We start from the raw sequence: 20,161 nt of genomic DNA, 5'->3' as shown, positions 1-20,161 counted from the left end.
AAGCTCGCCGTGGGGTGTGTTGGCGCAACCTCCTCACGGAGAGTGATGAAGCGCTCGATCGGGTGCCTGGTAGCAAAGGTGGGCAAACCACCGTTTTCCACACCTTGGTTGGGTGGATCTTGCCTGGTATTCACCCATTGGTCCGCTCTGGAGGGGGACCGGGTGGCCCCCGGGCATATCCGGTTTTCTGTGGGGGCAATAAGAAGCCCGTCGCTCTCCGTTATACGGGAGCGGGGACTTTGCCTTCCGCTAGGCCTTGTTTTGGCAGGCCAGCACTGGGGATACCTTCTGCAAAAGGTAATGTAAACCTCTCTGAACTGCGAAAACGTCGGCCTCTGGGCTATTGCTGCCGTGCCGGTTGGGGCTTTGGCGGGGTCCGTGCCATAAAACGGTGAACATTCGACTCCGGGTCTTGCGGACGGAGAGTGTCCTACGTCATCGTGGTCGTGGGATGGGCTGGAGGCCACAGAAAGGTAGATGCCATGACCACGCTCACGATTACCGCCCGTAGCAACGGGTGGTCTTGGCTGTAACCAGCCGGCCGGACGGGTTCCGCCGAACCCCGGCATCGGGCCTGGTCGGTTGTCCAACCGGTCGGGCCCTTTCCCGCACCCTCCCCGCCCCTTCCGTTTCCCGCGTTTTCCCGGGGACGCGGTCCACCGTTTCCCCTTCGCCGGCGCGTCGCCGGGACGCCCCGGCTTTGACCGCGGACCGCACCGGGTAGGGACCTGGACACGACCCCCGGCTCCGTCAGGGCCGGACCGCGCGACCGTGAAGGGGCGGATCCCCCGTGTCCGACTCCCCCGAGTACCCCGGCGGATACCAGACCCCCGAGGAACCCGTCCACCCCTCCCCCGAGGGGAGGCCTCCGGTCGGAGGGTACGAACCGCCTCCGCCCGATCCCGGGCCGCCGGAGGAGACCACGGTCGAACCGGTGGAGGAGGAGCCGCCCGTGGCGGCTGAACGCTTCCGGCGCACCACGCCGGCGCGGCTCAAGGCCATACCCCCGCAGCGGGGGGGCGGGCACTGGCGGCTGCTGGCGGGCACGCTGACCTACGTGATGGTGGTCGGCGGTATGGCCGACTACGTCGAACCGCGCACCCGCGCGCTCGCCCACCTGGTGTTCTGGCTGCTCACCGGGCTGGCGTTCTTGGTCGCCCTGGCCCGGGAGCACCGCTACGGCTGGGAGCCGGGGCCGCGCTGGCCCTGGCTGGCGGGGGCCTTCGGCGGCGCGCTGCTGGTGGAGGTGCTGGTGCTGACGGTCGGTTCGCCGGTCATCATCACCGGCTCGCTGATCCTGCTGGGCCTGGCCCTGTTCGTGCTCATGCTCGTGGGCTGAGCGGTTCGCGCACGGCCGCCCGGACCACCGGGGGCGGGCGGCGGGGCGGGGCCGGGAAGGGCTCAGGTGGCCTCGTCGTCGAAGGGCGGGCGCTTGCCGTTCAGCCTGGCCACGGGCTTCTTCTCCGGCTCCTCGTCCTCCCAGAAGTGCTTCTGCACGAAGCGCCTCGGGTTGAGGTCCTGCACGTCGAAGTCCTTGAACTCCGGTCCCAGGCCCTCCTTGATGTCCTTGGAGGCGGTGTTGGCCATGGTGCGCAGCTGGCGCAGCACCCGGCCCACCTGCTGGGCGGCCTTGGGCAGCTGGTCCGGGCCGAAGATCAGCAGCGCGAGCAGGAGAAGGACGACGAACTCTCCTCCGCTGATGTTGAACATGCGCCACCCTCGTCCCTCGGTGTACTGACCGGCACCAAGCAGGTTAACCGGTATCGGGAAGCTTGGGTAACCCTGCCCCGATTGCCGGGAGGCGAACGCCGGGCGGCCCCCCGCTCGTCGAGCGGGGGGCCGCTGAGGACGTTCCTCGTTCGGACGCCGGGCCGGGGGCGGCGTCCACCGGTGTGCCGGCCGGTCCGGGGCCCGGGCGGACAGCCCGGACGGTGGGACCCGGCCGTGTCAGTCGAACCCGACCCCGGCGGCTCGGGCGTACTTACAAGAAGCGCGGACGCGCGGTGGAACAGGCGGGCCTAGACCGCTCTGACGTCAGCCGCCTGGGGGCCCTTGGGGCCCTGGATGATGTCGAACTCGACCTTCTGGTCCTCTTCCAGGTTCCGGAAGCCGCTACCCGAGATCGCCGAGTAGTGGACGAACACGTCGGGCTGCCCGCCATCGACGGCGATGAACCCGAAACCCTTTTCGGAGTTGAACCACTTCACGGTGCCCTGAGCCATGTGCTCTCCCTTGGGAACTACTTCGGGGCCGCACCCTGCTGGCCCCGGGTCGCCGGGCACCGAGCCGACGAGTAATCCCCGTATCGACGGGCGCCCACGTGAAGTTCCGCGAGGCGCCTCGGGCATCCATGGAAACTACAACAGCAACCAGTTGCCGACAGTACCAGGGAGGGTGGTGCCCTGCCGAGAGTTTCCACGCCGGAATCGCGCTGACGCCGTGTCCTGTTTCGGCTACTCCGGACTGTTGATTTCCCGGCGTATGCCCACTATTGGGAAGTGCTGGAATGGCGTGTCGTTAAGGACGGGTTCAGGAACCCCCGCTGCCGTAGATCCACACGTCGAACCACATGAGCTCGCGCCACACCGTCTCGTCGATCGGATAGGCCGCCAGCACCGGGTAGAAGTAGGCGAAGCACGCCACGATCAGGAGCAGCACCACGCCGTAGACGATGCCGCCGACCGCACGGAGGTAGGGCGCGAAGCGCGGACTGTCCTCCCCGGCCCCCAGTACCAGGCCCAGCGCCAGCACGATCGCCAGTACCAGGAACGGCAGCAGCGGCAGCGCGTAGAACAGGAACATGGGGCGGTCCGGGTAGGCGAACCACGGCAGCCACCCCGCCGCCACGGCCAGCAGCACCGCGCCCGCCCGCCAGTCGCGGAAGGTCACCCACCAGCCGAACACCACGGTCAGGGCGAGCAGGCTGAGCCACCAGATGATCGGCGTGCCGATGGAGACCACCGAGGTCACGCAGTCGCCGGTGCCGCACCCCACGGCCTCGCCGTTGTAGTGGAACATCACCGGGGTGCGCATGATCAGCCACTCCCACGGCGCGGAGATGTAGGAGTGGTCGCTGGTCAGACCGGTGTGGAAGTTCATCATCCGGTCGTGGTAGTTCACCAGGCTCGCCAGCGCCTCCACGGGCGCGTGCAGGAAGCCGGGCAGCCACTCCGGCGCCGTGCCGTCCGCGTAGTCGCGGTTGTAGCCGCCACGGGTGAACAGCCACCCCGACCACGAGGCCAGGTAGACGACCGCCGCCACCACCACGGTCTGGACGAAGGCCGGGACCGCGTCGATTCCCAGCCAGCGCCCGAGGGGGCGCTGCTGGCCGACGCTGGTCCGGGCCCCGTAGTCCCACGCCACCGTGAGCAGACCGAAGGCCGCGACGAAGAACAGGGCCGACCACTTGGTGCCGACGGCCAGACCGAAGCACAGGCCGGCGGCCAGGCGCCACCACCGCATGCCCAGCCAGCCCACCGACACCAGGTTAGTCCCGGCCTCCGCCAGCCGCACCAGCCGCTCCCTGGTCCGGTCCCGGTCGATCACCAGGCAGGTGAACCCGGCCAGGATCCACAGGGTGAGGAAGATGTCCACCATGGCGATGCGGCTCAGCGTGAAGTGCAGGCCGTCCACCGCCATGATCAGGCCCGCCGTGCACCCCAGCAGCACCGAGCGGGTCATCCGCGTGGCCAGGCGCACCAGGATGAGCACGGAGACCATACCGGCCAGGGCCGCGGCGAACCGCCAGGCCTCCGGGGTCATGCTCTGGCCGAAGGGGAACAGCGCCCACAGCCAGTCGCCCAGGGCGATCATCCACTTGCCGACCGGCGGGTGCACGACGAAGTCGCCCGCCCCGGTGAAGATGTCCTGGTAGCCCTGGCCGAGCAGGTCGTCGGCGTCGACCGGCTCCTCCACGGTCTCGTGCTCGTAGCCGAACTCCTGGAGCCCGTAGGCGTCCTTGGCGTAGTAGGTCTCGTCGAAGTAGATCCGGTCGGGCTCACCGAGGTGGAAGAACCTCAGCGCGCCGGCGAACAGCGTGACGAGGACGGCGCCCAGCCACCCCACCCAGCGGGGGGCGGGGTCCACGGGAAGGAAACGGGAACGGATCCGCGCCGACCGCGGTGGGGACGAGGGCGGGGCCTCGGAGGAATGTGCGGTGGTGGTCATCTCGGCTCGTAGGTTGGGGACGGAGATGGTTGTCCTTTGCGGACGGACCACGAAACCAGGTTTCGGGTGGCGTGATAGAGCCCACCGTAGCGCGACAGGACGGGGATGACAGTGGTTGAGGGCGGAGCTGGGACGGGGGCGGCGGGAACCCTGACGCTCGCCGGGGTGCCCATCGGAAACCTGGAGGACGCGCCGCCCCGGCTGCTGCGCGCGCTGGAGGGCGCGCGCGTCATCGCCGCCGAGGACACACGCAGGCTACGCCAGTTCGCCTCCCGCGCGAACGTACGCCTGGGCGGGGAGGCGGGCGCGCGCGTGGTGTCCTACTACGACGCCAACGAGAGCCGCCGCACCGACGAGCTGCTCGCCGACCTGCGCGGCGGGCGCGACGTGCTGGTCGTCACCGACGCCGGGATGCCCGGGGTCTCGGACCCGGGCTACCGGCTGGCCGCCGCCTGCGCCCGGGAGGGCATCCCGGTGACCGCCATTCCCGGGCCCTCCGCGGTGACCACCGCCCTCGTGGTCTCGGGCCTGCCCACCGACCGCTTCTGCTTCGAGGGCTTCCCGCCCCGCAAGGGGCTGGCGGGCTACCTGGCCGACCTGGCCGCCGAGCGCCGCACCATGGTCTTCTTCGAGAGCCCGCACCGCCTCGCGGCCACCCTGGAGGCGATGGCCGCGGCCTTCGGGGCCGACCGGCGCGCCGCGGTGTGCCGTGAGCTGACCAAGACCTACGAGGAGGTGCGCCGGGGCGGCCTCGGTGAGCTGGCGGAGTGGGCCGCGCCGGGGGTGCGGGGCGAGATCTCCGTCGTGGTGGAGGGCGCCCGCCAGCGCCCGGAGGAGACCACCGACGCCGACCTGCTGGCCGCGGTCGCGGCCCTGGAGGAGGAGGGCGTGCGCCGCAAGGAGGCGATCACCCGCGTGGCCAGGGAGACGGGCGTGCCCAAGCGCCGGGTCTACGACCTCGTGCACGGGATCGCCGCCGGGGGGTGACCCGGGCGGGCCGGAACCTTTTTCCCTCCGGCGCGTCCTATTCGATGCGTGCGCCCGTCGGTGCGCGTGTTGCCGGTGTTCAGCCCGACCGTCGATGAGGAACGTTCATGAGAAGTCAGCTCTTCCAGCAGGCGCAGGAGACCAGCCAGCCGGGGATGCACCTGCAGAACCACAAGATGCTCAGGGTCGGCCTCAACGGCGAGTTCCTCGCCCGGCAGGGCACCATGGTGGCCTACCAGGGCCAGATCGACTTCTCCTACGAGGGGGCGGGCAGCGTCGGCCGGTTCCTGAAGAAGGCGTTCACCGGCGAGGGCATGCCGCTGATGCGGGTGACCGGGCGCGGGGACGTGTTCCTGGCCCGCGACGCCTGGGACGTCCACCTGGTGGACCTGGAGGGCGACCAGATCACGGTCAACGGTGAGAACGTGCTCGCCTTCGAGCCGGGGCTGAGCTGGGACATCCGCCGGGTCGAGGGCGCCGGGATGATGACCGGAGGCCTGTTCAACACGGTCTTCTCGGGGCACGGCAGGGTGGCCATCGCCTGCCACGGCGCCCCGGTGCTGCTCAACATCGACCAGCCGACCTTCGTGGACACCGACGCGGCGGTCGCGTGGTCCAGCACGCTGCGCACGGGCGTGCGCCGCACCGCCAAGGCCGGGGCGCTCATCGGCCGCGGCAGCGGCGAGGCCTTCCAGCTCTCCCTGGAGGGCCAGGGCTTCGTCCTGGTGCAGGCCTCCGAGGGCGCCCCGCAGCCCGCCCAGGCGGGCTGACCTCCCCACACGGGCCGGACTCCCACCGGACCGGTCTCCCGGCTCCCGGTCCGCCGGGTGCGCCGGACACGACGGGGCCCCGGGGACGAAACCCGTCCCCGGGGCCCCGCGCCGTGCGACCGGGTCGCCACCCGGCCGCCGCGGCATGCGGCGACCGCCGCTACACGACCGCGCCGTCGTCGGCCTCGCGGGCGGCCTTGGCGGCCACCCTCTGCCTGGCCTTGCGCTCCTTGACCACGTGCGGCGGATCCGTCCGGTCCCACCTCTGCAACCAGATGGCCAGCGGGACGGCGACGAACACCGTGGAGAGCACACCCGTGCTCAGACCGACCAGCATCGCGATGGAGAAGTCCTGGAGCGAGGACCCGCCGAGGAAGGTCAGGAAGCCCAGGATGATCAGCGCGCCGACCGAGGTGTTCACGGTACGCGGCAGGGTGTTGAGCACCGCGCGGTTGGCGATCTCGGCGAAGGACGACTTCTCGTCCCTGGCCCACTCGTCGCGCACCCGGTCGAACACCACCACCGTGTCGTTGACGGTGAAGCCGATGACGCTCAGCAGGGCGGCGAGGAACACGCCGTCGATCGGCTTGCCCAGCCAGATGAACAGCCCGATCACCAGGACCAGGTTGAACGCCAGCGACAGCATGGTGGACACCCCGAACGACCAGCGGAACCGCCAGGCCAGGTAGGCCATCTGCAGCGCCAGGGCCGCGCCCAGGGCGATCAGCGCCCGGTTGCGCAGCTCGTCGCCCATGCTCGGCCCGATCAGCTCGTCGCTGACCAGTTCCACGCCGCCGGTCTCCTCGTCCAGCGCGTCGGCGATCTGCGCCGCGTCGGTGTCGGAGATGTTGCCGGTGCGCACCGAGATGTCGCCGTCCCCGGCCTCCTGGACCACCGCCGTGTCCGAACCGGGGAAGCCGAGCCCGGAGATGACCTCGCGGGCCCCGTCCACCGAGAGGTCCCCGTCCCCGGTGATCTCGTACTCCAGCACCCGGCCGCCGGTGAACTCCACGCCCAGGTTGGCCTCGCGGACCAGGGGCGCGGCCACGGCCGCCACCACGATCAGGGCCGCCACGATCAAGCCCTTGGCGCGGTGCCTCATGATGTCGGGGCTCTTCTCGACCAGCCAGCGGCGGATCCCGCCGACCCTGTTCAGACCGCTGACCGCGGGGTGCTTGCGGATGACCGCGCGGCGCACCGCCCACTCGACGAACACGCGCGCGATGACCAGCGCGGAGAACATCGAGACCAGGGTGCCGATGCTCAGCGTCACACCGAAGCCCTGGACCGTGCCGGAGGCGAAGAGGAACAGCAGGGCCGCGGCGATGAGCGTGGTGATGTTGGTGTCGATGACCGCGCTCCACGCCTTGCGGGAGCCCTCCACGAAGGCCTTCTCCAGGCTCGGCGGGATCGCCCGGCGGCGGCGCCGCGTGAGCACCCCGGCCTCGGCCCTGGCCGCCTCGTCCTCGGTGGCGTCGCGCATGCCCGCGGACTTGTTGGCCTCGTAGACCCTCGTCTGCCGCTGGTGCTCCTCGCGTGCGCGTTCGAAGATCAGCACGTTGGCGTCGATGGCCATACCGATGGCCAGCACGAAGCCCGCCAGGCCCGGCAGGGTGAGCGTGGCGTTGATGGCGACCAGCGCCCCGTAGGCGATCAGCGTGTAGAACCCCAGCGCCAGGGAGGCCAGGAAGCCGACCAGACGGTAGACCAGGGTGATGTACAGCGCGGTGAACGCCAGGCCCAGGACGGCGGCGATGGCGCTGGCCTGGATCGCGGCGGCACCGAGGGTCGGGCCCACGGTCTGGCGCTGGACCTCGGTGACCGGCAGCGGCAGCGAGCCGCCCTCGATCAGCACGGCCAGTTCGCTCGCGCTCTCACTGGTGAAAGACGGGCTGGTGATGACCATGGAGCTGCCCGGCATGCCCACGTCGCAGGAGAACTCCGGGTTGACCTCCGGGGCGGAGATGATCTGGTCGTCCAGCACGATCGCCACCCGGCGGCGCGGATCGCCCTGCTCGTAGCAGGCCGCGTCGGCGGTGAGGTCGGTCCACTGCCTGCCGCCCTCGCGGCGGAAGTCGACGTTGACCGTCCACTGGGTGCGGTTGACGCTGTCCAGCACCGCCTCGGCGCTGGCGACCTGCTCGCCCTTGAGCGCGGTCCCGCCCAGCTGGAGGTAGGTGCCGTCCTGGTCCGGGAGCGTCATCACGACGTCCTCGGGGTTCTCCGCGGTGGGGCCGGCCTGGCCCTGCTGCTGGCCGCCCATGCCGCCCAGCAGCTCCTCCATCTGCTCGGGCGTCAGCTCCTCGCCGCCGCCCCCGGTGCCCTCGGCCCCCGGGTCGGCGGCCTCGTCACCGCCCTCGGTGTCGGCCGGGGCGCGTGCCTCGTCCGCGCTCGGGGCGTTGGCGAAGTCGCCCGCCGGGGCCTGGACGCCCTGGCCGCCCGCCTGGCCGACGCCGAGCACGGGGTGGAAGGACAGCTGGGCGGTCCGGCCGACGATCTGCGCGGCCTCCGCCGGGTCCTGCACGCCGGGCAGCTCGACGATGATCCGGCTCTCGCCGGAGCGCGACAGGGTCGCCTCGGCCACGCCGAGGCGGTCGATGCGCTGGCGCAGCACCTCCACGACCTTGTCGGTGTTCTCGGAGTTGGCGGGTGTGCCGTCGGGTCCGTCCTGGGTCTCCAGGACGATCTGTGTGCCGCCGCTGAGGTCGAGCCCCAGGCGCGGCGGGATGAACCACGCCGCGCCGAACGCGACGAGGATGACGAGAAGGGAGATGAGGGCGCGTGTCCAGCGCCCTCCCGCTCCCGTTTGACTGGACAAGGGGTCGGTACCTCTCACTGCGAATACGGGTGGTCCCGGCGCATGCCCGGTGGGACCCGGGCGGGGGGTGTCCGGGGATGGTCAGACGGTGGTGTTCGCGGTGAGAGGGGGAGCCCGTGTCGGCGGCAGCTCCCCGGCGGCGACCTGTTCGGGAACGGGGTCGGCGGTCGGGGGAGGCAGCGGCCACCAGGGCTGGTCCCACACCGCCAGGCGCAGCGCGCAGCTGGGCACGGCGTCCGGGAGGTCACGCAGCACCGAACGTTGGTCGCAGGTGGAGGCGGGCGGCCCGACGGTCAGCATCGGGTTCTCGGCCAGGTCCGCGCGCTCGCGCGCGGTGCCCCGCTCCCGCCGGTCCGGCTCGGCTGACGCGTGTGCGGGGGCGCTCAGCCAGCCGTGCGGGGGCAGGGCCGACGCGGACGTCCGCTCGCCGCCGGAGGCGACGGGGAAGGAGAGGACGACGAGCAGCACCACGCTGGTCAGCAGCGCGGTGGTGTGCCGGGCAGGACGGGGTAGGGCACCGGTAACCATGGTGACCACCGCCTCGGGTCGGGACCGGGCAGGGGCGTCGTCCGCCGCCGGTGTCCCGGTTCGCACATCTCGTCCAGCAGAGCATACGGGTAGGGGCAAGCCCCGGGGAATGTCCCTTCGCTCCCCGTTCGCTGTCCCCCGTCCCCGGGATCCGGTGCCGCCGCCCCCCGATCCGGTGCCGCGCCGACCGGCCGCGGGCGGCGCCGTGAGGTGCGCGGCAGGCCCCCGACCCCTTTAGGCTTGGACCATGTCGTCGAATCGCCACATCCTGACCGCGGTCGCCTGGCCCTACGCCAACGGACCGCGCCACATCGGCCACGTGTCCGGCTTCGGAGTGCCCTCCGACGTCTTCTCCCGCTTCCAGCGAATGTCGGGCAACCACGTGCTGATGGTCAGCGGCACCGACGAGCACGGCACCCCGATCCAGGTGCTGGCCGACCAGGAGGGCGTCACCGCCCGGGAACTGGCCGACCGCTACAACCGGATCATCGCCGAGGACCTGGTCGGGCTCGGGCTGTCCTACGACCTGTTCACCCGCAGCACCACAGGCAACCACTACGCCATCGCCCAGCAGCTGTTCACCGCGCTGTACGAGAACGGGTACGTCTTCGCCCGCACCACCAAGGGCGCGGTCTCCCCGTCCACCGGCCGCACGCTGCCCGACCGCTACATCGAGGGCGTCTGCCCGATCTGCGGTTACGACGGCGCGCGCGGCGACCAGTGCGACAACTGCGGCAACCAGCTCGACCCCATCGACCTCATCTCGCCCCGCTCGCGGATCAACGGCGAGACGCCCGAGTTCGTGGACACCGAGCACTTCATGCTCGACCTGCCCGCCTTCGCCGACGTGCTCACGGACTGGCTCCGGGGCAAGGAGGGCCAGTGGCGGCCCAACGTGCTCAAGTTCTCCCTGAACCTGGTGGAGGACCTGCAGCCGCGCGCGGTCACCCGCGACCTCAACTGGGGCGTGCCCGTCCCGTTGGAGGGCTGGAGCGACAACGACAACAAGCGCATGTACGTGTGGTTCGACGCGGTCATCGGCTACCTGTCGGCCTCCATCGAGTGGGCCCGGCGGATCGGTGAGCCCGAGGCGTGGCGACGCTGGTGGCAGGGCGACGAGGCCCGGTCCTACTACTTCATGGGCAAGGACAACATCGTCTTCCACTCGGTGGTCTGGCCCGCGATCCTGCTGGGCGCCAACGGCGAGGGCGACCGGGGCGGCGACCCCAGCCCGCTGGGCAGGCTCAACGTGCCCACCGAGGTGGTCTCCAGCGAGTTCCTCACCATGGAGGGGCGCAAGTTCTCCTCCTCGCGCCGCGTGGTGATCTACGTGCGCGACTTCCTGGAGCGCTACTCGGCCGACGCGCTGCGCTACTACATCATGGCCGCCGGGCCCGAGACCCAGGACACCGACTTCACCTGGGCCGAGTTCGTGCGCCGCAACAACGACGAGCTGGTCGCGGCCTGGGGCAACCTGGTCAACCGCTCGATCTCCATGGCGGCCAAGAACCTGGGCGAGATCCCCGAGGCCGGAAAGCTCACCGACGAGGACCGCCGCGTGCTGGACGACTCCCGCGCCGCGTTCGCCCGGGTCGGCGAGCGGCTGGAGCGGTCCCAGTTCAAGGCGGGCCTACAGGAGGCCATGCGCACCGTGGCCGAGGCCAACAAGTACATCTCCGACCAGGCCCCGTGGGCGCTGAAGAAGACCGACCCCGAGCGGATGGCCACCGTGCTGCACGTGGCCCTGCAGCTGGTGCAGGACGCCAACACGCTGCTCACGCCCTACCTGCCCGAGTCGGCGAACAAGGTGTACGCGATGCTCGGCGGCACGGGCACCTGGACCGGTATGCCGCGGATCGAGACCGGGCACGACCGGATCGGCGGCTCCGAGGAGGAGGTGGACTACCCGGTCGTCACCGGGGACTACGCCGGCGACGAGGCGCGCTGGGAGTCCCGGCCGATCGTGCCGGGGACCCCGCTCAGCCGCCCGGAGCCCCTGTTCGCCAAGCTCGACCAGTCGGTGGTGGACGAGGAGCTGGCCCGCCTGGAGCGGGCCGCCGGCTAGGCCGGGGAGCACACCGGAAAGCACAGCGACCGCGCCGACGGGCACCGCCCGCCGGCGCGCCTTCGTGGAGGAACGTGAACATGGGCAAGCGCAGCGGGAGAGCGGTCCGGGAGCGCAACAGCCAGACGCCCCCGCCGGCACCCGAGCCCCTGCGTGTCCCCGTGGCCGACAGCCACACCCACATGGACATGCAGGCCCCCGAGGTCGGGGAGGTCATCGCCACCGCCGAGAGCGTCGGCGTGACCCCGCTCGTCCAGGTGGGCGTGGACCTGTCCTCGTCGCGGTGGGCGGCCGAGGTCGCGGAGCGCCACCCGGGGAAGGTGTGGGCGGCCGTGGCCCTGCACCCCAACGAGGCGCCGCGCATCGTGCACGGCGACGGAGCACCCGGCGTGGAGGTCGACGACACCGACTGGGCGGGCAAGACGCGTCCGGCCGGGGGAGCGGCCGGACTGGAGGAGGCGCTGGCGGGGATCGACGAGCTCGCCGCCCTGCCCCAGGTGGTGGCGGTCGGCGAGACCGGTATGGACGCCTTCCGCACCGGCCCCGAGGGGGCGCGGGCCCAGGAGGAGTCGTTCCGCCGCCACATCGCCATCGCCAAGCGGCACGGCAAGGCCGTGATGATCCACGACCGCGACGCGCACGAGGACGTGCTGCGGATCCTCGCCGAGGAGGGCGCACCGGACACCGTGGTCTTCCACTGCTTCTCCGGTGACGCCGCGATGGCCAAGGTGTGCGCCGAGCACGGCTACTTCATGAGCTTCGCGGGCAACGTCACCTTCGCCAGCGCCGAGTCGCTGCGCGAGGCGGCGGCCGTGGCCCCTCCGGAGCTGATGCTGGTGGAGACCGACGCCCCCTTCCTCACCCCCAAGCCCTACCGGGGCCGTCCCAACGCGCCCTACCTCATCCCGCACACGCTGCGGACGCTGGCCGGGGTCAAGGGCCTGGACGAGGACGAGCTGGCCGGGACCATCGCGGGCAACGCGCGGCGGGCCTTCGGCTTCTGAGCGGACCGGGCCCTCCCGCCCGGAGGGGCGGGGAGGGCCCGGCCTCAGCGGCCGCCTTCGCGAGGGGCCGCGCGCGGGCGTTCCCGCGCGCCCGGCGGGCCTACCGGCCGCGTTTGAGCCAGGCGTTCTCCCTGGCCTTTCGCTCGGCGGCCTTCCACTCCCTCCTGCGCTCGGCGCGCAGGCGGGCGTCACCGCGGGCGCGGTTCCACTCGGCCTCGCGCCGCAGCCGGTTCCAGCGCTCCAGGCGGCGCGCGTCCAGCTCGCCCTCGTCCACGGCCGCGGTGACCGCGCAGCCGGGCTCGGCGCCGTGCGCGCAGTCGCGGAAGCGGCACCGCCCGGCGAGCTCCCGGACGTCGGCGAAGGTCCGGTCCACGCCCTCCTCGGCGCCGGGCACGTCGATGCGCCGCACGCCGGGGATGTCGAGGACCAGCGCGCCGCCGGGCAGCCGCAGGAGCTGGCGGGAGGTGGTGGTGTGCCGTCCCCGCCCGTCCTGGCGGATTTGGCCGGTGTCCGTCAGCGCGCGCCCGGCCACGGCGTTGACCAGGCTGGACTTGCCCGCTCCGGAGGTGCCCAGCAGCACCCAGGTGGTGCCGGGCAGCAGTCGCGCGGACAGCTCCGCCAGGCCCAGGCCCGTGTGCGCGCTGACGGCGTACACGTCGGCGCCCGTGGTCACCGACGCGACGAGTTCCACGGTCTGGGCCAGGCGGTCCCCGGCGAGTTCGGCCTTGGTGACGGCCACGACCGGGGTCGCCCCGCTGGCCCAGGCCAGGCTCAGGAAGCGCTCCAGGCGCCCCACGTTGGGTCCCTGGTCGGCGGCCTCGCAGACGAGGACCGCGTCGACGTTGGCGGCCAGCACCTGGTCGTACGAGTTCCTGGCCACGCCCTGGCGGACGAGGCGGCTCGCGCGTTCGAGGACGGCCTCGACGGTCCAGGCGTCCCCGGACCGGCGCAGCGCGACCCAGTCGCCGCCGCACGGGGCGGTGGACGGATCGGCCTGCGCCGCCCTGGTGACGGCGGGGGAGTAGTCGGCGGTCGCCTCCTCGGGCAGGTGGACCACCGCCGCGCCGCGGCGGGCGGAGGCCACGCGCCCGGGGACGAGGGGGTGGGCGCTCGCGGCGGCGACGGCCCCGAAGGCCGACTCCACCCGCGGATTCCACCCCAGCGCGGTCAGCGGGTGCTCAGGGGGCGTGTCTGTGCTGTGGTGCGTACTCACGACGGACTCTCTGTACGGCGAGCCGTCCGGAGGGATGCCCTTCTCGCTCCCTCAGGGCTCGCGGACGATCACGGAGACGGGGTGGGAACCAGTGGCAGGCATGGCTCTTCTCCTCTCGTTCGTCGCGGGCCGCCGTGGTCGCGGCGCTCCGGCCCGGGCAGCTTAGAACCCCGCGGGAGGCCGGGGCCAGTGGTTTTTCCGGCGGTGGGCTCAGCGGCGCCTGGTCCACACGTCGTCGGAGCCGCCCGCCGCGGGCGGCGCGGCGTTGGCGTGCCGGGGGAAGTAGCCCGGAGGGGCGGTGTCCCGCGCGGCCGTGGCCCCGGGCGGGGCGGAGTGGACGGCGGGTCGGGCGCCGTAGGAGGGGCGCTCCTCCTCCACCCCCAGCAGCAGGAAGAGGCTGCAGATGAGCAGGAACACGAACAGGCCGACGATCAGGGGCAGCGCCAGGTCGGCCGCGGTGGACCCGTCGGGGGCGCCGAAGCGCACGAACCGCGGCGGCTCGATGCGCACGCCCGCCATGCCGGTGTAGTGCATGCCCGTCAGTGCGACCGCCATCGCCGCGGAGGCGCCCATGATGGCCAGGTGGCCGCGCAACCGGGAGGCGGACCACAGGGCGGCGGTGGCGGCCACCAGCGCGATGGCACAGGCCAGGATCACGTACAGCGGGTCGTGGTGGATGCTGCCGTGCACGTTCATCGAGGCCATGCCCGTGTAGTACATCCCGGCGACGCCCCCTCCGGCGATGACCCCGGCGGCCAGGAGTCCGACGGTCGTCCTGCGCAGGAGCGAGACGGTCAGCGCGGCGGCCATGGCGGCGGTGGCGAGGAGTCCGCTGGCCAGGGTGAGCAGGGGGTCGTAGCGGACGGCCACCCCCGGCGGGGAGAAGCCCATCATCGCGATGGAGTGCATCGACCACACGGCCATGCCGCCGAGCGCGACGGAGGCCATGGCCAGCCACTGCCACCGGGAGATGCCTCTCACACGGTGCGCGCGGGAGGCGAAGGAGAGTCCGAGGAAGGCACCGATCGCGGAGACGGCGAAGGCGAAGACCGGGGTCATCCAGTCCTGGGTGAGGAGGTCGAGCACGGCTCCCGCTTTCCATGACCTTGGTCACATCGTGGTCAGGTTATGGATAGTAGGCAGGGTTGCCGGTGGGGGCCAGGGGATGAGGGATCCTCTTTGTCACGATGTGATCAGGGACGACGCAGCGAATCGAGTGCGTGACGATGGGTCCGCACAGTGTTCCCGGGCGTGCCCGAGGCGTTACTGCGGGTTATGGAAGGGGGTGGCGATCGGGTCCCGGGATTCCCGTTCGCGGACCGGGGTCTCCGGAACGCGTCGTCATCTGGCCCGCGTCCGATTCGTGCCCGGTACGGCCGCGGTGACGGCCGACGGGTCGGCCAAGGCGATCGAGGCCGGAGACGCGGTGACCGCGGCTGAGGAGCACCCTCTCCGGGGCTGGCCCGGGAGAGGCCGCTCAGGCGGGGCGGGCGAAGGTGATGATCTCCTCGCTGGCGGCGGTGAGCGGGCTTCGGTCCCAGTACCCGTACTGGGCGCTCACCCGCAGCCCCGCCTCCTCCAGGAACCCGTTGAGGGCGGCGGCGTCCAGGAAGCGCAGGGTGCTGCGGCTGCTCCTGGGCCGGCTCCAGCCCTCGACGACGTAGTCGGAGGTGAAGGTGACCAGGTCGCCCTCCACCGCGTTCAGGCGGTGCACACAGGTGGCCCCGCGCCCGCCGGGGCCCTCCACGGTGCGCACCCGCTCGGGGCTCCACGCCTCCCAGCCCCTCGCTCCCGGGTTGCGGGTCTCGAAGACGAACCGGCCGTCGTCCGTCAGCACCCTTCGGACGGCCGCCAGGTTGGCGCGCAGCTCCTCGTCGGTGGTGAACACCTGGAAGGCGTGCCCGGACATGACGACCAGGTCGAACCCGCCGGTGAGGGGGGCGTCCCCCTCCGCGCCGTGGGGACCGGAGACCAGGTCGCCCGTGATCCACTCGATGTCGTCCCGGTCCCGCCGGGCGACCTCCAGCATCGCGTCGGCCGGGTCCAGCCCCACGAGGCGCCCGGTGTGCCCGCGTTCACGCGCCACCCGCTGGAGTTTGCCCGTCCCGCAGCCCACGTCCAGGACGGCGCGGGCGTCCATGACCAGGTCGAGGTAGAAGTCGTCCTGGGGGGAGCACCGCCAGAAGCTGAAGTAGTCGTAGAGCTCGGCCAGGTCCGGCTCGGAGAAGTGTCGATCCACCATGCGGCCATGGTGGACGTTCACCGGCGCGCGGTCACGGGGTTTTCCGTGGGGTCGGCGTTCAGTTCCGGGAGGCCCGGCGGCGGCCGGAGCGGTGGCGCCCGCCGTAGCGCCCGGTGTCCTTGCCGCCGGCCTCCTCCGCGGGCGCGAGCGCGGGAACCGCGTCCTCGTCCGGCGCGGCGGTGGCGCGGCGCGGTGCGGGCTCCTCCTCGCCCAGCAGCAGGAAGAGGCTGCACACCAACAGGAAGACGAACAGGCCGATGACCGTCGGCAGCAGCAGCTCCGCGGCGGTCGAGCCGGGCAGCGGGGCCGCGCCCGGCGCCTCCTCCAGGGTGACGTGTACGCCGAACATGCCGGTGTAGTGCATGCAGGTGACCGCCACGCCCATGACCAGGGAGGCGGCGATGATGGCGAGCACGCCCCGCAGCCGCAGCGCGAACCACAGGGCGACCGTCGCCGCGACCAGGGCGATCACCGCGGCCAGGACGACGTGCAGCGGGTTGTGGCCCAGGTGGCCGCGCATCTGGATGGAGGCCATGCCGATGTAGTGCATGCCGACGATCCCCGCTCCGGCGACCGCCCCGCCCGTCAGCAGGGAGGCCCGCGTGCGGCGGACGGTGTTCAGGTACAGGGCCGATCCCATGGCGGCGACGGCCAGCAGCCCGCTGGCCACCGTGAGGACGGCGTCGTAGCGCAGGGCCACGCCGGAGACCTGGAAGCCCATCATGGCGATGAAGTGCATCGACCACACGGCGGTTCCGCCGAGGCAGACCGCGCTGAGCGGCAGCCACGTCCAGCGGGCGGCGCCGACGGAGCTCCGGGCCCGCACGGCGAACATCAGCCCCACGAAGGAACCGGTCGCGGAGACCGCGTAGGCGATCGCGGGGGTCAGCAAGCCGTAGCTGAAGTGGTCGATCACGGTGGCACTTCCTCAGGCCCGGGGGATGCACTGACAGTCAGGTTTCCTGCGCGGGGCCCATCCTAGGGAGTGCGGTCCGGATTCAGGTGCGCAGGCCCGCGAAGGCGATCCCGGCCAGGGTGTCGGCGATCTCCTCGGCGTCCAGCCCGCGGTCCGGCTTGTACCACTCGGCGATCGAGTTGACCATGCCGAACAGCAGGCGGGCCGCCACCGCCGGGTCCACGTCCGCGCGGATGTCGCCGTCCGCGGCGCCCTCGCGCACGAGGTCGGCGACGAGGCGGTCGAACTCCCGGCGCCGCTCCAGCGCGCGCTTCTCCACCTCGGTGTTGCCGCGCACCCGCAGCAGCAGGGTCACGTGGGGCAGTTCCGCCACCAGCACGCGGACACTGCCGCGCAGCACGTGCTCCAGCCGGTCGATGGCCGGTCCGGTGGTCGCGGCCTCCTCGCGGGTGACCGCGAACAGCGCGTCCATGGCCAGGTCCAGTGAGCGGCGCAGCAGTTCGGTCTTGCCGGTGACGTGGTGGTAGATGGCCGACTTGGTCACGCCCAGGGCGCGCGCCAGGTCCTCCATGCTCGTGCCGTCGTACCCGCGCTCGTTGAACACGCGCGCGGCCACGCGCAGGACGGAGTCGGCGTCGTGGCCGGGACGGCCGGAGCGCCGTCGGCCCGCCGCCCCTCGGCGGGCGGGCACTGGTTCGGCAGAGGAAGATCGGGACACGGTTGTCGAATCTACCTGGTGGGCGCGGTCCGGTGGGCCGCCGCCAGGGTTTCTTAATGAACGGTCGGTCAGGAACGCATTCTAGCCCCGCTCCGCCCGGGGTCCTCGTCGCCCCCGGCGCCGCGCTCCGGTCCGCGTCCGCGCGGTCCCGGCCGGGGCCGGGGCCCTTGTGGAGGGTCCGTCGGGCTCGCCGTGAAGAACGTGAAAAACAAGATCAGAAATACACGAAATGGCCCTCCGGTGCCTCCGGTGGGTTTCTTCGTGGGCGCCATCACGGCGTGTTAGGGCGGCGTTAAAGGCCCTTGAACTGATTTGCGGCACAAGAGTAGCTTGGCCCTCGTTTGAAGGCAAAAATCCTTATTTGCCCGAGTTCAGAATGAGAGCCCCCATGGCTATCACCCGTCGTGGCGCCCTGCGCGCCTCGCTCGTCGGAGGAGTCGGAGCCGCGGTCACCGCCGCCGCGGCCGCCCCCGCCTGGTCCGCCTCCGTGTCCTCGTCGGTCCAGGGGGACGCCAGGCAGGCGCTGCGCCTCCTCAAGGAGGGGAACAAGCGCTGGCGCCGGTACGCCTCGCGCCACCCCAACGAGGGGCCCGCGCGAAGAGCCGAGATGGTGCAGGGGCAGAGCCCCTTCGCCGTGATCCTCGGCTGCGCCGACTCCCGGGTCCCGCCCGAGCTGGTCTTCGACCGCGGCCTCGGAGACCTGTTCACCATCCGGTCGGCGGGCCAGGTGCTGGACGAGTCCGTGCTGGGCAGTATCAGCTACGCCGCCGAGCACCTCGAGGTTCCCCTGATCGTCGTCATGGGCCACGCCTCGTGCGGCGCGGTCAGCGCCGCCGTGGAGGCGCACCGGACCGGCGAGGTCCCCCACGGCCACGTCGGCTACCTCGTCGAGAAGATCCTCCCCGTGGTCGAGTCCACCCCCGGCGGCGGCGACGACTTCGTGGACGCCTGTGTGCGGGCCAACGCCGGGTACATCGCCGACCAGCTCCGGGTCGACGCCGACCTGCGCGAGCGGGTGGACTCCGGAAGCCTGACCATCGTCCCGGCCCGGTACGACCTGGCCTCCTCCGAGGTCGTCTGGCTCTGAGTTCCCCTCCCGGAAAAGGAACCCTTTTTCCAGGCCGGGACCCAGGGCCCGAGCAGCCCATACGGCGCGAGAAGTGATCGACCGGAGCGTTCCGGTCGATCACTTCTCTTTTTCTCGGCCACAGAAAACAAAAACCCCCCACGTGAGGCAGAAAGCAAAAAAACACCGAAAGGCCTGCGGAGTGAACGTGCGGTCCCTATTCTCGTGGTGTCCGCAAAGGACAGTTCGCCTGATTCATCGCGGGACGTGGACAGATCCGGTTCCGCCTTCACAAAGGACCACCGTGCGCTTCGACCAGCAGTTGCGGGAGATGCTCGAAACGCCGGGGGTGCGCAGTGTCTGCCTCGTGGACTGGCGGGGCGGTCGCACCCTCGTCCGGGTCGGAGCCGACGACCGTGCCACGGACACCGCGGCGATCCTCCACGCCATCCACGCGGGTCCGCTGTGCGCGACCCAGACCCTGGAGGACGTGGTCGTCACCGAAGCCGACCACCACCTGCTCTTCGCCGCGCTGAAGGACTCCGACCTGTGCCTGCGGGTCCGGATGTCCCGCGCCGAGGGCAACCTCGCCTTCGCCCTGCGGCGGCTGCGCCGCCTCGCGCGCACCGCGCGCGTGCCGCCGCCGGCCCCCGGAGGCGGCGGCCAGCCGCCCCGGCGCGACCGGGACCGGCCCCGCACAGGAGCCCGCGCCGCCTCACCCGTGGACCGCAGAGTCCTGGAACGCGTGCTCACCGCGCTCCGCGCACTGCCCGTCGACCGGTCCCGGTCGGTGGCCGCGTGACCCCCGTTCCGTCCCGTCGAAGCGTCGCGGGGCTGCGGCGCTGGATGACCGACAAAGGGTTGCGCCGACGTATTCCAAGGAGAGAGAACGCTATGCCGAACATCGAGACCGGCCTCAAGGAAATGATGGCGATCGAGGGCGCGGTGGGCGCCGCCGTCGTCGACTACAGCAGCGGAATGGCCCTGGGCACCCTCGCCTCCACCAACGCGCTCGACCTCAACGTCGCCGCGGCCGGGAACACCGAGGTGGTCCGCGCCAAGATGCGCACCATGGACCAGCTCGGGCTCAACGACGCGATCGAGGACATCCTCATCACCCTGTCGGGTCAGTACCACATCATCCGACCGCTCACCAGCCGCAAGGGGCAGGGGCTCTTCCTCTACCTGGCCCTGGACCGCGCGCGCGGCAACCTCGCCCTGGCCCGGCACCGGCTCAGGTCCATCGAGGGGACGCTGGAGGTCTGACCAGGCCCTCGGCAGCCGGGGGAGGGGCGCCCTCCCCCGGCCACGGCGCCCTCCCGGGACCGTTCCCACGTCCGAGGCGAATGCGGGACAATGCCGGTGTCAGCCCCCCGACGCCGCAGGGAGACCCGGTATGTTCCGGATCGTGATCAGCAGCCTCACCGACGACGGTCGGCGCGTGACCCCCGAGCGCAGAGACACCGCCATGTCCGTCGACGAGGCGGTGCGCGCGGTCAAGGAGCACCTGCCCACCGTGGACACCGCAGCCTTCGGCAGCGACGCCGTCCAGAGCTCCGTCAACCGGGTCAACGACTTCCGGCGCGACGTCTCCACCGAGGACGGCGGCCGCTACCGGGTGGTCATCGCCCCCATGATGTAGGCGCCGCCGCCAGGAGGGCCCCGGC

The 20,161-nt window shown here is 71.7% G+C and carries 19 protein-coding genes; 9 read left to right on the top strand and 10 right to left on the bottom strand.

Going from position 1 to position 20,161, the window contains the following annotated elements; translation table 11 throughout:
- Window positions 1–790: 790 nt before the first annotated feature.
- The gene (locus FYW95_RS23050) at window positions 791–1,339 is read left to right on the top strand and encodes a hypothetical protein (RefSeq protein ID WP_159943984.1); all 549 of its coding nucleotides are present in this window, start codon (window positions 791–793) and stop codon (window positions 1,337–1,339) included.
- Window positions 1,340–1,401: 62 nt separating this feature from the next.
- Here FYW95_RS23050 and FYW95_RS23045 read toward each other — a convergent pair whose 3' ends face one another.
- The 3 genes from FYW95_RS23045 to FYW95_RS23035 form a co-directional block, all read right to left on the bottom strand.
- Complete coding sequence (locus FYW95_RS23045) at window positions 1,402–1,710, bottom strand: sec-independent translocase (RefSeq protein WP_159943983.1); 309 nt, start codon at window positions 1,708–1,710, stop codon at window positions 1,402–1,404.
- A gap of 308 nt (window positions 1,711–2,018) precedes the next feature.
- A complete protein-coding gene (locus FYW95_RS23040; protein ID WP_159943982.1) occupies window positions 2,019–2,222 on the bottom strand; it encodes a cold-shock protein in 204 nt (67 codons plus the stop codon).
- 307 nt (window positions 2,223–2,529) lie between these two features.
- On the bottom strand, window positions 2,530–4,167 hold the full coding sequence (locus tag FYW95_RS23035; protein WP_159943981.1) for a dolichyl-phosphate-mannose--protein mannosyltransferase: 1,638 nt from the start codon (window positions 4,165–4,167) through the stop codon (window positions 2,530–2,532).
- Window positions 4,168–4,272: 105 nt separating this feature from the next.
- Between FYW95_RS23035 and rsmI the strand changes: the two genes are divergently transcribed.
- Complete coding sequence (gene rsmI, locus FYW95_RS23030) at window positions 4,273–5,154, top strand: 16S rRNA (cytidine(1402)-2'-O)-methyltransferase (RefSeq protein WP_159943980.1); 882 nt, start codon at window positions 4,273–4,275, stop codon at window positions 5,152–5,154.
- A 107-nt stretch (window positions 5,155–5,261) separates the two neighbouring features.
- Complete coding sequence (locus FYW95_RS23025) at window positions 5,262–5,924, top strand: AIM24 family protein (protein ID WP_159943979.1); 663 nt, start codon at window positions 5,262–5,264, stop codon at window positions 5,922–5,924.
- 160 nt (window positions 5,925–6,084) lie between these two features.
- On the opposite strand, the gene secD is transcribed toward FYW95_RS23025, so the two are convergent.
- Window positions 6,085–8,742: a protein translocase subunit SecD gene (gene secD, locus FYW95_RS23020; protein WP_159943978.1), complete on the bottom strand. Its 2,658-nt coding sequence runs from the start codon at window positions 8,740–8,742 to the stop codon at window positions 6,085–6,087.
- Between the two features lie 81 nt (window positions 8,743–8,823).
- Window positions 8,824–9,270: a hypothetical protein gene (locus FYW95_RS23015; protein ID WP_159943977.1), complete on the bottom strand. Its 447-nt coding sequence runs from the start codon at window positions 9,268–9,270 to the stop codon at window positions 8,824–8,826.
- Window positions 9,271–9,517: 247 nt separating this feature from the next.
- Here FYW95_RS23015 and metG point away from each other — a divergent pair, with 247 nt between their 5' ends.
- Window positions 9,518–11,335, top strand: coding sequence for a methionine--tRNA ligase (metG, locus tag FYW95_RS23010; protein WP_159943976.1), 1,818 nt, complete (start codon window positions 9,518–9,520; stop codon window positions 11,333–11,335).
- Window positions 11,336–11,415: 80 nt separating this feature from the next.
- Window positions 11,416–12,339, top strand: a complete 924-nt coding sequence (locus FYW95_RS23005) for a TatD family hydrolase (protein WP_159943975.1) — start codon at window positions 11,416–11,418, stop codon at window positions 12,337–12,339.
- Window positions 12,340–12,439: 100 nt separating this feature from the next.
- On the opposite strand, the gene rsgA is transcribed toward FYW95_RS23005, so the two are convergent.
- The 5 genes from rsgA to FYW95_RS22980 all read right to left on the bottom strand — a co-directional run bounded on the left by rsgA (window position 12,440) and on the right by FYW95_RS22980 (window position 17,326).
- A complete protein-coding gene (gene rsgA / locus FYW95_RS23000) occupies window positions 12,440–13,552 on the bottom strand; it encodes a ribosome small subunit-dependent GTPase A (RefSeq protein ID WP_159943974.1) in 1,113 nt (370 codons plus the stop codon).
- Between the two features lie 210 nt (window positions 13,553–13,762).
- Complete coding sequence (locus FYW95_RS22995; RefSeq protein ID WP_159943973.1) at window positions 13,763–14,638, bottom strand: MHYT domain-containing protein; 876 nt, start codon at window positions 14,636–14,638, stop codon at window positions 13,763–13,765.
- 391 nt (window positions 14,639–15,029) lie between these two features.
- On the bottom strand, window positions 15,030–15,794 hold the full coding sequence (locus FYW95_RS22990; RefSeq protein ID WP_159943972.1) for a class I SAM-dependent DNA methyltransferase: 765 nt from the start codon (window positions 15,792–15,794) through the stop codon (window positions 15,030–15,032).
- Window positions 15,795–15,852: 58 nt separating this feature from the next.
- The gene (locus tag FYW95_RS22985; RefSeq protein WP_159943971.1) at window positions 15,853–16,710 is read right to left on the bottom strand and encodes an MHYT domain-containing protein; all 858 of its coding nucleotides are present in this window, start codon (window positions 16,708–16,710) and stop codon (window positions 15,853–15,855) included.
- Between the two features lie 82 nt (window positions 16,711–16,792).
- Entirely contained in the window at window positions 16,793–17,326 is a 534-nt protein-coding gene (locus FYW95_RS22980; protein ID WP_160050844.1) for a TetR/AcrR family transcriptional regulator, read from the bottom strand.
- 490 nt (window positions 17,327–17,816) lie between these two features.
- Here FYW95_RS22980 and FYW95_RS22975 point away from each other — a divergent pair, with 490 nt between their 5' ends.
- The 4 genes from FYW95_RS22975 (at window position 17,817) to FYW95_RS22960 (ending at window position 20,136) form a co-directional block, all read left to right on the top strand.
- Window positions 17,817–18,515 carry a carbonic anhydrase gene (locus FYW95_RS22975; RefSeq protein WP_159943970.1) on the top strand — a complete coding sequence of 233 codons (699 nt, stop codon included), beginning with the start codon at window positions 17,817–17,819 and terminating at the stop codon, window positions 18,513–18,515.
- Window positions 18,516–18,798: 283 nt separating this feature from the next.
- The gene (locus FYW95_RS22970) at window positions 18,799–19,296 is read left to right on the top strand and encodes a hypothetical protein (RefSeq protein WP_159943969.1); all 498 of its coding nucleotides are present in this window, start codon (window positions 18,799–18,801) and stop codon (window positions 19,294–19,296) included.
- Between the two features lie 92 nt (window positions 19,297–19,388).
- Window positions 19,389–19,760: a hypothetical protein gene (locus FYW95_RS22965; RefSeq protein WP_159943968.1), complete on the top strand. Its 372-nt coding sequence runs from the start codon at window positions 19,389–19,391 to the stop codon at window positions 19,758–19,760.
- A gap of 130 nt (window positions 19,761–19,890) precedes the next feature.
- A complete protein-coding gene (locus FYW95_RS22960; protein WP_159943967.1) occupies window positions 19,891–20,136 on the top strand; it encodes a hypothetical protein in 246 nt (81 codons plus the stop codon).
- Window positions 20,137–20,161: the final 25 nt, after the last annotated feature.

The sequence above is a fragment of the Nocardiopsis sp. FR4 genome, assembly GCF_009830945.1.
GTDB lineage: Bacteria > Actinomycetota > Actinomycetes > Streptosporangiales > Streptosporangiaceae > Nocardiopsis.
This window is presented reverse-complemented; position numbering and strand designations above follow the sequence as displayed.